The sequence below is a fragment of the Bdellovibrio sp. BCCA genome, from assembly GCF_037996825.1.
Lineage (GTDB): Bacteria > Bdellovibrionota > Bdellovibrionia > Bdellovibrionales > Bdellovibrionaceae > Bdellovibrio.
The window spans coordinates 1,477,781-1,491,662 of sequence record NZ_JBBNAC010000001.1; the positions used below are offsets into that span (position 1 = coordinate 1,477,781).

The following is a 13,882-nucleotide window of genomic DNA, read 5'->3' on the forward strand; positions in this document are numbered from 1 at the left end:
TTTTCCTATTCAAGAGTCATCATGTTGTTTTCAAGTTCTCGAATGAATTGATCTTTATAAAGGTTCCAGACCACGTCATTGGCAAATTCATAGACGCAAGCTTGTGTTGTCGTCTCTGTCTTTTGCAAAGCCTTCACCTCAACACGCTGATCGCGGTGAGTGCGCCAGATTTCTAAATCCGGTTCCGAAACAACAAGTTCATAGGTGCGAGAAGGGAACTCTTCATTGAACCAAGTCTCAAGGCGGCCTTCTTTTTTACAGCTTTTAAGTTGAAATGCGGTGGCAGTGGTGGAAACCTTGCCAGGAGCTTCGGTTTCAAATTGCTTACGACCATCCGAGCGGTAGACCGTGCAACCACTTAAAAAAAGGACTGAAACTGTGGAGAGCAATAACCACTTCATAGCCTTTTAATTATAGAAGAGACTGGACTAAATAAGAATAAATAAAAAGCCCCGATGGGTTAAATCGGGGCTTAAGCACGGCTTTGTTCCTTATGGATAAAGCTGTATTTTTTGTCGAACTTAAAGACGAGCTACTCCAGCTTACGCGACTGTCGTCGCTTCAGCACTGTGCGCGTGCGCGCTAGAACGGAATCTCATCGTTAGAGTTGAAGCTAGGTTCTGGACCGAAATCTTGGAAGTTGAAATCGTCGTTACCTGCAGATGAAGAAGAGCGACCTGCGCCAGATTCTGCACCAGCGGCACCCAAGAATTGAACTGTGCTTGCTACGATTTCAGTCGTGTAGCGTTTTTGACCTTGTTGGTCTTCCCATTGGCGTGTTTGAAGTTTACCTTCAACGTAAACTTGACGACCTTTTGCAAGGTGCTTACCGCAGATCTCTGCAAGTTTGCCCCATACAGTTACACGGTGCCATTCTGTTTTTTCTTGGCGTTGACCGTCTTTAACCCAAGTTTCGCTTGTTGCGATGTTAAGACGAGCTACAGTGCTGCCGCTACCGATAGCTTTTACTTCTGGATCAGCGCCCAAACGACCTACTAGAATGACTTTATTTACACCTGACATATTCCCTCCAAATTAAACCATTTGGTTTTTGTTCTCTTTATGATCGAAGTCAATAATGGACTTCAGACCGCATTTTTATTGTGGAATAGGATGAGCAATATTTAGGCAGACCCCTTCTCAGTTTAAATTAGAAGGGGTTCCATAGGGGAGACTAAAGCCGGACTAACGCGCGGCTCCAATGCTCGGCGGCATCATAGGATTTGTCGCTGAAACTTTGAACTTATACTGAGCGCCTTCACTGGTGGGTGTTTTATAGCCATCAATAAAGGATAGAAATAAAGCGGCGCGATCTTGGAAACTCTTACGAGCTTTCAAATCGATCTCAAAGTTATAAGCGCCAATCTGCTGACCAAAAGAACCGCCACGGTTGACGATCGTAAGACCAATGTTGCCTTTGATCGTTCCGTAAAGCTCATCGCCTGGTTTCCCAATGGTTCCACTTTCAATAACAAAACGACCGGCTGCCAAACGGCCTTTCAGCTCCACTGTGCTCAATTTCAAATCCGGTAACGTCAAAGGACCCATCGGTGTGTTGACGTTTGACGGAGGCAATTCGAATTTATTGATCGACATATCAACTTCCACTTCAGGTTGTTCCTGAAAAGAAAGATCGGCCAACGCTGTCGTTTCCAAATTCAACTGACCTTTTAACAAAACAGGCAAGTTCGCAAGTTCACGCAAATCATGCAAAGAAACTTTCTTTGCTGTGAGTTCAATGCGATGTCTTTCAACGCCATTCTCTGTGCGTGTGCCTTTGCCAACGTGAAGATCCACGTCTCCTTTTAAAAGGCCTTTAGCAGAAACGTGGCCATAAGGTTTTTGCGCAATGAGGCCCGATACTGACGGAGTAATCACAAGCTCTTGAGCCGAGAGAGCCGGAGTACGAATGGATTCAATATACACTTGATCCATTTGCACACCCGGTTGCGGGAACAAGCTCATCTTCAATCTTTCAAACTGCAAATAAACTGAATTGTTTGAAAGTTTAGACACCTGCGAAGAAATCAAATCACTTAAATCGTCAAACGGGAAAAGCACGAACAAGAACACCAAGGCGGAAACAACCATTACGAAGATCTTGCCTTTGCCCTTACGAATAAGCTGAATCAGCGAGCGCAATTGTTCCATGCTTATTCGCCTCCAGAGTTATTACGATTCTTCTTCCCACGAGGAGCAGGAACTTCCGGAGGAGGCTCCGGAGCTGCCGGAACAGCGAGAGCCACCAATTTGTAAACGACATCGAAATAACGGGCATCTTCACGATTGGCCGTCATCACCATGTCTTTTAATTTCACACTGGGATTGATCGTTTGAAATTGATAACCCAAATCCAAAACCTGACGCAGATTGAGCTTTGCAAGACTCACTTGCAAAAGTCCTTCTGTCAGATTTTTAGGAATCACCTTGGAATTGTTATCAGCGACTTCCGTACCCTTGATTTGTTCCGGCAAAAGATTCGCGTTTTTAATTTGATTTTCAACGCTGGAACGAATCATGTCCATGCTAGGGGCTTGCGGGATTTGCGGAATATCTGAAGACTCGCGGCTGACTTTAAGAAGCTCGCGAATTGTCATGCGCTTTCCTTCAAATTCTCCAACGTACTCCTGAGACTGTGAATAGTAACGGTAGGGGACGGAAAGAATCATAAACGCAATCAACGCCGCTCCACCCACCAAAGTAACCTTTTGCATGGACGGCGACATGTTTTCGTAACGGTCGCGCAGTTGATTGTAAGTGCCGCTTTCTTGAATACGTTCCCAAGTGACGCGGGCATCAGAAACTAATTTATCTTTCAAATCATCTAAATTCATCTTGTCACCTTTTGGATACCGCGATCGACGTTAAAGCTGAAAGAGAAAGCTGTTTTTCCAGGAAGAGTTCCCAATGTAGATCTTTGCGTCTTCACTTGACCATCGGTTGTGATATTCGTGAGTGATTGTTGCAAAAGCGACATTTCTTGCGGAGAGCTGACATAGCCTTGCATGACCACTTGCGTGTCTTCGATTTGCAGTTGATGCACATCCAACGTCACAGAATTTTTCGGAGGAGTCGCATCGTTGATCTTTTTCACGATATCAAGAGCGGAGTTCATCGTTGCGACACTCGCCAATGTTTTAAGATCGGCGGCGCGCTTTTTGTTTTCACGAATGTATTTACGAATGCCACTTTCCGAAGCGTTTTTACCTTTAAGACCCGCAACGGCTTTGGCTTGGTCTTTCAAAACTTCCTGTGTGCGATCAGCAAGACTTAAGGAAAAACTTTCGCGTAAAGAAGTGTAAACGAAAAGAACCAGCAAGGCCGCTGTTGCGATCTTGAAAGTGTGGCCCCATTTTTCCCAGAACATTTTCATCTGGTGATTTTCTTTTGCAAACTCACCACGAAGGAAATTGATCGGAGGATTGCGCGGTTTTTTAAAACCTTCAATTGCAAGACCCAAAGCCACACCGGCTTTAGCTCCGTTTTGCACGGAACGTTCAAAAAGAACATTCGGAACCAAATCCAATGAAGAAGTGCGGTTCACCGGGACTTCTAAAATCTGAGTCAAGAAAGGGCCCAGGTTTTGAATTTGTGAAACGCCGCCATTGAGATTGATCATGTCAATGTGTGCATTGAATTCACTTTTCAGTTCCAAGATTGAAAGCTGAAGATCACGCGCCATCTCGCGAACACTTTTGGCAATCGTGTCTGAGAAAGTCACTTGGTCAAACGTAGCGCCTTGTTTGTTTGTCAAAATAAAGGCTTTCGTTTGCAGCTCTTTCATCGCTTCTAAAAACGGAATTTCATATTTTTTAGAAATCGCTTCGGCGATATTTTTTCCGCCCCACAAAACAGAGCGAACGGCGATTAAAGAATTTCCTTCAAAAGCGCTCACAAGCGTGCGCGTGTGCCCCATGTTTAAAACCAATTGCACGTGACGAACGGGTTTGGCCTCTTCATCAATCGGAATGGCTGGAGGAAGTAGTGCAGGGGGAGCTTCGTTCCACTTTTCAAAAACGTTGGCAAAAGCAGTGCCTTCAGCGGAAATTAAAAACGGATCAATACCCGCATCTTGCGCTCTTTGAATGCAGTTTTGCACGTGAACTTTCGGAGCCGCACAAGCTAAGACTTCAGCGCCGCCACCGACAGTGCGAATGATTTTCGCATCAAAGATCGCGTTGTCCGAAGAAAAGGGAATGTCTTCTTCCAATTCAAAAGCCAAGCTCTTAGAAATTTTAATGCGATCGTTGAAAGGGAAGAACTTATTGCGAATGGCCACGCGGTCTTGGCGAAGCCCCAGGATAAAGCGTGTTTGATTCGGATCGTAATGACTTACGAAACTGCGGAGGAATTCAATGATTTCAAGTTCTTGGTCAGCTCCAAGTGCGATGTTGAGCGGGTGCTCAACGAATTGAGACACTTGAAAACCTTTCGAAGTGTTTTGCACTTCGACAATTTTGATGCTGCTAGAACCTATGTCTATGCCGAGTGATTTCACCGCTATGCTCCTCCATGAACACGCTTTTAGTCTAAAGTTTACGCGACGTTGGCTGGTAAGTATAGTTTAAATTACCGCCACGCCTTCCAGGCTCAGTCGGTGCCGAGGCTGCACCTCGGTTCGCGCCATCGTGGCGCCACCGAAGGGCGGTAATTTAAACTATACTTACCAGCCAATCGGTAAAAGACCTCAGCGTGGCGCCTTCTGCGAAAGCTTTTGAAGAAGAATGAAGAATACTTTTCTTTCCCGGCCACGATGGCCGGGAAACGGCTGACTCATGGATGGTGGAAGATCGGAAAACTGTTTCTGCTGATTGAAAAATGAGTGAGTGAGCTAAACTAAAGTCTAGCGTTCGTTCCAATAGACAATTCTTGGCGGACCCTTTGGGATTTTGTCTTTTTGCGCTTGTTGATTTTTTTGGTTTGGATCCGTTTTGTTTTTATCGTTCGGATCTGGTTGTTTTTCTTTATCTGTGAATGACTTTATTTTTGTCGCAGATTTATTCAAATCCATCACAATCGCCGTGATTTCTCTCGTGGCGCCGGCGAATTCTCCGGTGCTTTTGATTTTGAAATTCATGACGGTGTCGCATGTTAATGGAATGTCTTTAGGGTCGCCCATGAGGCGCACTCTTGTGTTTTGTTGAACGAAGTTCCAGAAGTCGGCGCTGCCGCCGTCTTTGTCGCATTTAAACGGACCGCCTTCGGATTCGGTTTCTCTTCTTTTGATGATGGCTGTGACGGCTTCTTCGGTCATTCCTGGGTCTAGGGATTTTAAGACGTCTTTGGTTGCTAGGTTGGGATTGATTCCCTTCATTCCGTAGATGGTGACTCTGGGTTCTAGCAAGTTGTAGAAGTCGTCTGTCATTCCGGGAATCATATGCAGTTCCGCTAGCGTTCTGAAGCCGCGATTGGGTGGATAGTAATCTGATTGCGACAGTTGATTCAGTTCGCCGTATTTGGCTCTTTTGTCGCCGCCGTTGAGGGACGTTGCTTTTGGAGTCATCCAGTCGGCGATGTTGTTAACCAATTCATCGAAGCGGGTGTTGCTGTAGTCTCGGGCGAATTGTTCGTCTTCTTGTTTTTTCTGTTCAAAAATATTGAGCAGTTGTTTTTTTGTCGACTCTTGCAAAGATTTTGATGGGGAGTTTAAGTCATTCAAATCGATCTTTGAGCCTTCATCTTCGATTGTTGCAATGTAGCTTGCATCCATAGAAGATTCTTTAAAGATTTTTTTGAAATTATCTTTATCAACGGCGCTCAGTTCGTCTGGAATTGGCAATGGCCATGCAAATGGAAATTTCCAAATTTGATCGAGCAGAGCACTGTTACCCAACTGTGCGCCGAATTTATCTTGGGCTTGTTGATAGATTTTAATACGCAAAAGGCTTAGCTGCATTCCTGATTTTGCTGCGTAATATGCTTTCACACGGTTGAGGCCTTGTGAGTTTACTAAATACTCAACATTGGAGTCGTAAGAAACTTCCATTGCGAAATACATGATAAGCATGATCGCTGCGATCGCGATCATGAGAGCCACCCCGCGATTATTACTCAGTGGGCGGTTGAGCTGGCGGCCAAGAGCTTTGATTTTGCGCATTTGCACCCTCCTCAGAATTGTTAGGGAAGTGGATCGGGACAATCAGTTGCATCGAATATTTTTTGTTTCTGTCTTTTACTTTCTTTTCTACCGTCAAAGAAACTTCCACGGCTTGCGGGAATTTTCCTTTTGTGGCGCCATCACCACCAGCGTCTGTGCGCCAGTCGCCGACCCAGTCTTGTTTTCCTTTGCCACGGTAGCGAAGTTTGAATTCAGAGACATTTTCTAGAAGAACAATTTCGTCGCCACCTTTTGTGACATCTAAATCCACATAAGGGGAACTTCGGCGCCATAGGCATTTCGAAGACGCTTTATCGTCGCGTAGGTTTTTACAATCTTTCAGTGAATATCCCACTTCGATGAAGTCCGCTTGTTGAACATTGCGCACAGTGCGTGCGTTGTTCATTGTGACGAAACTTAATGTGTCGCTGGCGCCAACAAAGTGTGTTTCTGGATCTCGGCGCGGAACTTCTCTGCGGTTCGCAGGATCATTTTCATTGGGAATAGATCCAGGTGGTGGAGTTGCTCCTCCCGGAGGAGGATTTGGATTATTTTTCTTCTTAAGAATCTGCTCCAGCTCTTTTTCAATATCGCGATAGTGATAGGCAAGATTAATATCGCGTTCAATAAGGCGCATGGCATCTCTCATGCGAGAGACGTCGTCGATTTGATCTTGCAACTTGACTTTGGCTTTGATCGCCTGACTGATGGCTTGCGCCGTCAGAACCGTCAACGTTCCCAAAATTGAGATCGTGATCATCAGTTCAATCATAGTAAAGCCAAGGCGATTTCGTTTCACTATTGCGCCCCCGGCATGGCAGGAAGTTGGATTTCTTTATCGTAGTCGACAAAGTATTGAGTGGCAGAGAACTGCAAAGGTTTTTTACCGCCTTTGTAGATCACACTTACTTTCACTTCTTTAACGGATTTTCCTAAATGCTCCGCCAAAGTTTTCATCACAGTTAAAGTCAATTCGTCAGCTCCGCCAGATTGTGCGGTGAGAGTCGCTGAAAAGTCGGGGACTTCAAATTCTTTGGTTTCCATTTTCCAAGAGTACTGGGGATATTCAGAGCCGAAGTCGTCTTCTTTTTCTTCAGGAATGGAATCAAGTGGTTTGCCTGCGTACTCCATTTCGATCTCCACCATTTTTCTTTCCAAGAGGGCAGAGACTTCCGTAGAGAGTTGCGTCTTACGAAGACGCATAAAGCTTCCGCTCCAGGAATTCGACAAAAGTAGAAGTCCCGAAGCAAGGATGACCACTGCCATGATGGTCTCGATCAATGTGAATCCGTTTTTTTTCACCTTTGAACATCCTTTAACGAAGAAGCTTTTTCTATTATATCAGCTTGACCCGTTAAAGGATTAAAAACAAGCGTCCAAGTTAAATTATTTCCATTCGTGATTTGCACGGCAGCGGCTTCAACAAAGCCTTCTGGAAAAAAATGGACGTAGGCAATGCCCGAAGTTAAAGGGGCTTTCATATTGGCGGTTTCTACCGAGCCAAAACGAAGTCCTCCAGGTAAAGTCTGTTCTTTTTTTGTTATAGATTTATCGATTTGAAAAAGAGGCGGTGGTGCATCTTCTTTTTTTTCTGATTCTTTTTCTTTGGCTTTTTCATAAGCTTCAGGATCGACGGGCTGTGGTCCGTTGGCTCTCTCCACCCAGTATTGTCCGTCTTGAGAATCTAAATCGATCACAAGGCGGTAAGTGGAATTTGTGAGGCGGGCTTTGTTGCGGATGTCCTTGCTAAGTACGATGAAGTGCCTAGCAACAGATTTGATATTCGTATTTGTTTTAAAAATACGGGGCATTCCCACAAGAAGAACGGCCCCCAAAATTGCGAGAACGATCATCACCTCAATAAGAGTAAATCCCTTACGAGACATCACGCTCCTACTTGCTGCTATCTAGATCTTCTAGAGAGATATCTTTAGAGTAACCATCGCCACCTTCGCGGCCGTCTTTACCCAAAGATTTCAAAGAGAACTCACTGCCTTCAAGTTCGTATACGAAATCGTGACCGAATTGGTCTTTGAAACCTTTTGTGTAGTAAGGTTCAGGACCCCAGTTTGAGCAGTTTGGATCCGGCTTCGCAAGGCCTTCCAAAGTTTGAGGATATTTGCCGCAATCTGTGTAGTACATAGAAAGCGCTTGCACGATTTGAGTCATTTTAATGCGAGTTTCTTTGACTTTGGATTTATCCAACTGACCAGTCAAGCTTGGCAAGAGGAGGGCAACGATACTACCGATGATTGCAAGGACGATCATGATTTCAATCAGTGTCATACCTTTGCGATTCTTAAGAAGAGACATACATACTCCTTGTTAACAGATGTTGAGAATAGCAGAAGCCAGTACCCAGGTAAAGCATCGGTCGAATGTTTCTATGAAACGCGTGCAACTTGAGAACTCAAATTATTTACCCTTCGACCTTGGGCGGGTTAGGAAAGATTGTTGATGAATTACTTGAGGTTCCAAAGTGGCGTCTGCGCGCTATCCCGCAATATTCGCCATTTCGAACATCGGTACCATCACGGCCATCACGATCATACCGATCGCAAAACCCATCAGCACGATAACGACGGGACCCATAAGGCTTGTGAGACTTTCCAATTTGTTTTTCACTTGGAAGTCATAGGCGTCAGAAACTTGTGAAAGCATGTTCTCAAGTTCGCCGGTTTTTTCACCAATGTTCACCATGTGAATCACGATCGGTGGAAATTGACCGGATTTTTTTAAAGGACCCGCAATAGATTCCCCTTCAGAGATATTGCTGCGCGCTTCATCAATCGCCATCGCTAAAACGTGGTTGTTCACGATGTTTTTGACGATGTCCATAGCCGCCAGCATCGGAACACCGCCATTCAGCAATGTCGCCAAGGTACGAGTAAAGCGAGAAACCGCGACCATGCGAACAGTGGGGCCAACAATAGGGAGCTTGAGTGAAATCGCATCCCACTGGTTTCGTCCCGCAGGAGTATTCTTCCAGTTTCTGAAAAGCAAGATGACGATAAAGATACTTCCAAAAATCAAATACCAGTAATTCACCATAAACTGGCTGGCATCAATCAACATGACCGTGTACCAAGGAAGCTGCAAGTTCGGTGCAGATTCAAAGACCACAACCATTTTTGGAATCAAGAAAATGAAAAGGAAACTTAAAAGACCCATCGTTACAACAAGCATGATGATGGGATAAGTCATCGCACTGGACACTTTCGCGCGAAGATCTGCTTGCGCTTCGGTAAATTCCGCAAGACGCATTAAGATGACGTCCAAGCTTCCTGACATCTCGCCGGCTTCCACCATTGAAATGTAAATATTTGTGAAGATATTTGGATATTTCGCCAAAGCCTTGTGAAGGGGAGAACCCTCATTCACCATGTTCTTACAGTCCGCGATGGCTTCAGATAAAACCGGGTTTTCAACTTGTTCGGAAACTGCCGTCAAAGCATCGACCAACGGAATATTGGCTTTAATCAACGTCGCCAACTGACGAGTCATCAAAGCTAATTCTTTAACGCCGATTTTTTTTGTAGAACGCGGACCGCTTTTCTTTTTAGGGTCCACTTTTTTCTTATCGCGAATATCAACGACATAGACATTGTCTTTTTTGAGTTTAGCGCGAGCCGCACGCAAATTCTCAGAGTCGATGACTCCTTTTACGTTTTTTCCGTCTCGTGTGAGGCCCTTGTACTCAAAAATAGGCATTGTCCAAATTCCTTAACTGCTTCAGTTCCGCGACCCGAGGCCGCTGCACTCTGCGCGGCTGCCGCCGCCTAAATATCCAACTGTGTATTCGATGTCAGTTCTTCAATCGTCGTAATGCCCGCAAGCACTTTGGCGATACCGTGATCGCGGAATGTTTTCATTCCGTTTTGCACAGCAAGTCTTTTGATAGAGTTACCATCTTTTCTTTGCATGATCAAAGAGCGGATGTCATCTGTCACAACCAAAAGTTCACTGATCGTCGTACGACCCGAATAACCTTTTTGCCCACAGTGATTGCAACCCATAGCGCGGCAGATGTGCGAGTTCTTCGCTTCTTCTTTGCTAACACCGATCAATTGCAATTCAAAATCAGAAGGCTCATAAGGCGCTTTGCAGTGAGGGCAGAGAACGCGCACAAGACGCTGAGCCACGACACCTTGAATGGATGTTGCGATCAAGAACGGCTCAACCCCGAAGTCAATCAAACGCGGGAAGGCACCGGCCGAGTCATTCGTGTGCAGAGTCGAAAGAACCAAGTGACCCGTCAGGGACGCTTGAATCGCAAGTTCGGCTGTTTCCAAGTCACGAACCTCACCGACCATGATAATGTCAGGGTCTTGACGAAGGAACGATCTTAATCCCGCCGCAAATGTTAAACCAATCTTGGAGTTCACTTGCACCTGGCCAATCCCGTGGATACGTTGCTCCACCGGATCTTCAACAGTCAGAATATTCACATCGGGTTTATTTAGTTTTGAAAGAGCACCGTAAAGAGTCGTGGACTTACCAGAACCTGTTGGTCCCGTCACCAGGAAGATCCCGTAACTGCGTGAAAGAAGATCATCCAAGCGTTCTAAGTTTTCAGTCGAGAATCCTAACTGTTGCAACTCAAGAACGATGCTTGATCTATCTTGAATACGCATCACCAGGCGCTCGCCGTGGGCGGTCGGCACTGTGGAAAGACGGATATCGATATCTTTACCGCCGACTTTCAAAGGAATACGACCATCTTGAGGCAAACGTTTTTCGGCGATATTTAAGTTCGCCATAACTTTGATACGGGACGTGATCGCGTTTTGTAGCTTCTTAGGTGGTTTAAAGACGTCGAACAAAATACCGTCTGTACGGAAACGAACGACCATGTCTTTTTCATAAGGCTCAATATGAATATCAGATGCTTTTTCTTTGACGGCACGGAACAGAAGACTGTTCACCATCTTGATCACCGGCGCATCATCTTCGCCGGCTTCAAGAAGATCCACGATCGGATCATCCAAGTCGTAATCTTCGTCTTCGATTTCATCAAGGCCCGAAAGATTCGCCGTGCTTTTTTCGTAAACTTTATTGATCGCATCCTGAACGCGGCTCGTAGTTGTAATCAAAGGGCGCACGCGTTTTCCGAAAAGAACTTTCAAATCGTCCAACGCTTTTAGATTCACCGGATTGCTCGTCAAAGCAATCAGGGTATCTGAATCTTCCTTATAGGGGAGGACGTTGTGTTGTTTTGCGTAGTTGATAGGAATGTCTCGGATCAAGTCGACGGCGATATCGCTGACAGGGATGTCGCGAATAAAATCCAGTCCCAATTCTTTGCAGAGATCGGCGACGACTTCATCCGCCGTGGAAAATTCTTTCGCAGCTAAAGCTTCGCCCACCGTGACGGGTCTCACCACGGAAGGATTGGCTAACACAGAACGCACTTGGTCCTGTGTTAGGGATGTTGCTTTAGTTAAGATCGTTTGAATATCCACGGAGGCCATTCTTATTATTCCTCTTCAATAGCAGGGGCTGGAACATCGCTCGCAGTGCCCTGAGCGCGACGTTGAATTTCATCCATCTTTTTACCATAAGGATCCACGCCACCTTGAGATTTGATGAAATCAAGACGCTCGTCTAGTTTTTTCGATACGATTTGGTTCGAATCAGCAGAACTTCTCACAATTCTCGGAGTCAAGAAGACCACCATGTTTGTTTTATCCTTCACAATCGTGCGGGATTTAAACAACCAACCCAAAATAGGGATGTCACCAAGAAGAGGAACTTTCGTCACGGATTCGATGTCTTGTTCTCTCATCAAGCCCCCCAGAATCGCCGTGTCGCCATTGTTTACGTTGATCACAGTTTTGATCGAACGTTTTGCCAAAGGCTGAGTGGAGTCTTGGAACGCTTTTGGAGTACTTGCTGTTGAAAGCTGAGAAACCTGTTGTTTGATTTCCATACGAATTGCATTCGTCGTCGGGCTGATGAACGGTTTTAAGTTCAACTTGATCGTCGCATCTTCAAATATGGGAGTTTCGACAGTGGCCCCACTGGTTCCAGCGGTCGTTGCATTCTTACCGACGACAACTTTATCACCCACTTCGATTTCACCCTCTTGATTGTCCAAAGTCATAATTTGAGGAGTGGAGAGGATGTTGGCTTTTTTCGCTGTCTTTAAAAAGTTGATGAAGCCCAAAAGATTTGGGATCTTCAAGCTTGTTTTGCTCACAGGATCTGTGACCTCGACAACTTTACCTTCACCAAAACCAATCACGGCACCGTTTCCGCCTGTAGGACTTAACAAAGTATTCAAGTTATCGATACCGTTGAAGCCTACTTTACCGTAACCAGAGTCACCGTATTTGTAGTAACCGATACCCCAAGACGTTCCATCGTTGGCACTCATCTCCATGATGATCGCTTCAACAAAAACCTGATCGCGAGGAGTGTCGATTTTATTTAAAAGATTCAAAACCACTTCGTAATCTTGTTTGCTGGCCGTGATGATCAAGCTGTTTGTCGTTTTATCGCCGACAATCTTAACATCGCCACCGAAGATCTCTTGCGGAGCCTGCATTTGGCCGCCGACACCGATAGGGGAAAGAATGCTGCCGCCTGTTTGCGGTTTTGGAGAAGCATCTTTCGTCACACCTTGAAGAGTTTGTGCCAATTTTTCTGCATCGCCGTTTTTTACGTGATAAACATAAACGCCGCCAGATTCTTCCGCGCGGATTTTGAAATCAAGTTGAGAGATCAATTTTTTAACACGAACGATACCTGATTTATTTCCAACCACGATGATGGAGTTTGTTCTGTCATCGGGGATCGCCATAAAGAAGCTGGCCCCTTGTTGCGATGTCGCTCCCGCAGAACGAGAGAAACGAGGAACGCCCGCTGTGAATGTTCCTGGCGCGCCGCCTTGAGTTTTATTTCCTTTGTTAACAATTTTATCAACGAGGTCCGCAAGATCTTTGGCCTTTGCGTACTTAATAGGAATAACTTCAAGTTGTTCTTCAAATCCCGGGACGTCCAACTGGCTGATGATTTTCATCACGCGGTCAATGTTGGAACCGTAGTCAGAGATGATGATCGAGTTCGTTGGTTCATAGATATTCATTTCACCATCTTTAGACGGAAGAATACGAAGATCTCTGTTCACTTGCGCTGCTGAAATGTGCTTCAAGTGAATGATACGAGTGATCATTTGATCTGAGTTTGGATAATAAGCGCCAGAGAAAGTCTCAATGTTATCACGTTGAGCATTTCTTGCCGACTTCACTTTTAAGAAGCTGCCTGAAGGAACCACGGTGAAACCGTTGATCGCAAGGGCAGAAAGGAAAGCTTTATAGGCTTCCGCAACAGTGATTTTAGATGGTGCGATGATTGTGATCTTCCCGCGCACACCTGGATCAATGATAAAGTTTTTTCCTGTCAACTCACTGATCGCTTTGATGATGTCCGTGATTTCCACGTTCGGGAAGTCGAAAGACTCAATCGTCTCAGGAAAGTTTTTGCTATTGATATCTTCAATCGGAGCTTTAGCAAATTTCTCTTTCGCACTTTTGTTCATGACTTCGTTGCCACCAGCAGGGCCTTTGTGATTCGAACCACTGTTAGAACCAGGCGTTGCTGAAGGACCTGAAGAGAATGAATCGCTCGGATTTGGAAGTCCGCCGCCAGAATCGCCAAAATCCGGTGGTGGAGGAGGAGGTGGAAAGTCCTCAAACTGTGCATTCGCTGCGGGGCCCACCAATTGGGCTGTCATCAATGAAGCAATTCCTATGCTGACGGTTTTTTTCATTTTCCCTCTCCTCT

General features: G+C 45.4%; 13 protein-coding genes. All 13 read right to left on the reverse strand.

Features of this window, described 5'->3' with window-relative positions; all coding sequences use genetic code 11:
* Positions 1 to 5: 5 nt before the first annotated feature.
* Positions 6 to 401, reverse strand: coding sequence for a hypothetical protein (locus AAAA78_RS07250; RefSeq protein WP_340591111.1), 396 nt, complete (start codon positions 399 to 401; stop codon positions 6 to 8).
* 181 nt (positions 402 to 582) lie between these two features.
* A complete protein-coding gene (locus AAAA78_RS07255) occupies positions 583 to 1,023 on the reverse strand; it encodes a single-stranded DNA-binding protein (RefSeq protein ID WP_340591112.1) in 441 nt (146 codons plus the stop codon).
* Between the two features lie 162 nt (positions 1,024 to 1,185).
* Complete coding sequence (gene gspN / locus AAAA78_RS07260; RefSeq protein ID WP_340591113.1) at positions 1,186 to 2,151, reverse strand: type II secretion system protein GspN; 966 nt, start codon at positions 2,149 to 2,151, stop codon at positions 1,186 to 1,188.
* 2 nt (positions 2,152 to 2,153) lie between these two features.
* On the reverse strand, positions 2,154 to 2,834 hold the full coding sequence (locus tag AAAA78_RS07265; protein WP_340591114.1) for a hypothetical protein: 681 nt from the start codon (positions 2,832 to 2,834) through the stop codon (positions 2,154 to 2,156).
* Entirely contained in the window at positions 2,831 to 4,498 is a 1,668-nt protein-coding gene (gene pilM, locus AAAA78_RS07270) for a pilus assembly protein PilM (protein ID WP_340591115.1), read from the reverse strand. The genes AAAA78_RS07265 and pilM overlap by 4 nt, the downstream gene beginning before the upstream one ends.
* Positions 4,499 to 4,843: 345 nt before the next feature.
* The gene (locus tag AAAA78_RS07275; RefSeq protein WP_340591116.1) at positions 4,844 to 6,097 is read right to left on the reverse strand and encodes a type II secretion system minor pseudopilin; all 1,254 of its coding nucleotides are present in this window, start codon (positions 6,095 to 6,097) and stop codon (positions 4,844 to 4,846) included.
* Positions 6,048 to 6,896: a type II secretion system protein GspJ gene (locus tag AAAA78_RS07280; protein ID WP_340591117.1), complete on the reverse strand. Its 849-nt coding sequence runs from the start codon at positions 6,894 to 6,896 to the stop codon at positions 6,048 to 6,050. The genes AAAA78_RS07275 and AAAA78_RS07280 overlap by 50 nt, the downstream gene beginning before the upstream one ends.
* Entirely contained in the window at positions 6,896 to 7,399 is a 504-nt protein-coding gene (locus tag AAAA78_RS07285) for a type II secretion system protein (protein ID WP_340591118.1), read from the reverse strand. The genes AAAA78_RS07280 and AAAA78_RS07285 overlap by 1 nt, the downstream gene beginning before the upstream one ends.
* Positions 7,396 to 7,983, reverse strand: coding sequence for a pilus assembly FimT family protein (locus tag AAAA78_RS07290; RefSeq protein ID WP_340593630.1), 588 nt, complete (start codon positions 7,981 to 7,983; stop codon positions 7,396 to 7,398). Before AAAA78_RS07290 ends, AAAA78_RS07285 begins: the two co-directional genes overlap by 4 nt.
* 7 nt (positions 7,984 to 7,990) lie before the next feature.
* On the reverse strand, positions 7,991 to 8,410 hold the full coding sequence (gene gspG, locus AAAA78_RS07295; protein WP_340591119.1) for a type II secretion system major pseudopilin GspG: 420 nt from the start codon (positions 8,408 to 8,410) through the stop codon (positions 7,991 to 7,993).
* 180 nt (positions 8,411 to 8,590) lie between these two features.
* Positions 8,591 to 9,808 carry a type II secretion system inner membrane protein GspF gene (gene gspF / locus AAAA78_RS07300; protein ID WP_340591120.1) on the reverse strand — a complete coding sequence of 406 codons (1,218 nt, stop codon included), beginning with the start codon at positions 9,806 to 9,808 and terminating at the stop codon, positions 8,591 to 8,593.
* Between the two features lie 68 nt (positions 9,809 to 9,876).
* Positions 9,877 to 11,568, reverse strand: coding sequence for a type II secretion system ATPase GspE (gspE, locus tag AAAA78_RS07305; RefSeq protein ID WP_340591121.1), 1,692 nt, complete (start codon positions 11,566 to 11,568; stop codon positions 9,877 to 9,879).
* A gap of 5 nt (positions 11,569 to 11,573) precedes the next feature.
* The gene (gene gspD, locus AAAA78_RS07310) at positions 11,574 to 13,868 is read right to left on the reverse strand and encodes a type II secretion system secretin GspD (protein WP_340591122.1); all 2,295 of its coding nucleotides are present in this window, start codon (positions 13,866 to 13,868) and stop codon (positions 11,574 to 11,576) included.
* Between the last annotated feature and the right edge of the window lie 14 nt (positions 13,869 to 13,882).

Coding starts and splice junctions, on each gene's coding strand:
- gspF (WP_340591120.1), bottom strand. CDS start 9,808: ATGCCTATTTTTGAGTACAAGGGCCTCACACGAGACGGAAAAAACGTA.
- AAAA78_RS07275 (WP_340591116.1), bottom strand. CDS start 6,097: ATGCGCAAAATCAAAGCTCTTGGCCGCCAGCTCAACCGCCCACTGAGT.
- AAAA78_RS07265 (WP_340591114.1), bottom strand. CDS start 2,834: ATGAATTTAGATGATTTGAAAGATAAATTAGTTTCTGATGCCCGCGTC.
- gspN (WP_340591113.1), bottom strand. CDS start 2,151: ATGGAACAATTGCGCTCGCTGATTCAGCTTATTCGTAAGGGCAAAGGC.
- AAAA78_RS07250 (WP_340591111.1), bottom strand. CDS start 401: ATGAAGTGGTTATTGCTCTCCACAGTTTCAGTCCTTTTTTTAAGTGGT.
- gspG (WP_340591119.1), bottom strand. CDS start 8,410: ATGTCTCTTCTTAAGAATCGCAAAGGTATGACACTGATTGAAATCATG.
- AAAA78_RS07290 (WP_340593630.1), bottom strand. CDS start 7,983: ATGTCTCGTAAGGGATTTACTCTTATTGAGGTGATGATCGTTCTCGCA.
- gspD (WP_340591122.1), bottom strand. CDS start 13,868: ATGAAAAAAACCGTCAGCATAGGAATTGCTTCATTGATGACAGCCCAA.
- AAAA78_RS07255 (WP_340591112.1), bottom strand. CDS start 1,023: ATGTCAGGTGTAAATAAAGTCATTCTAGTAGGTCGTTTGGGCGCTGAT.
- gspE (WP_340591121.1), bottom strand. CDS start 11,568: ATGGCCTCCGTGGATATTCAAACGATCTTAACTAAAGCAACATCCCTA.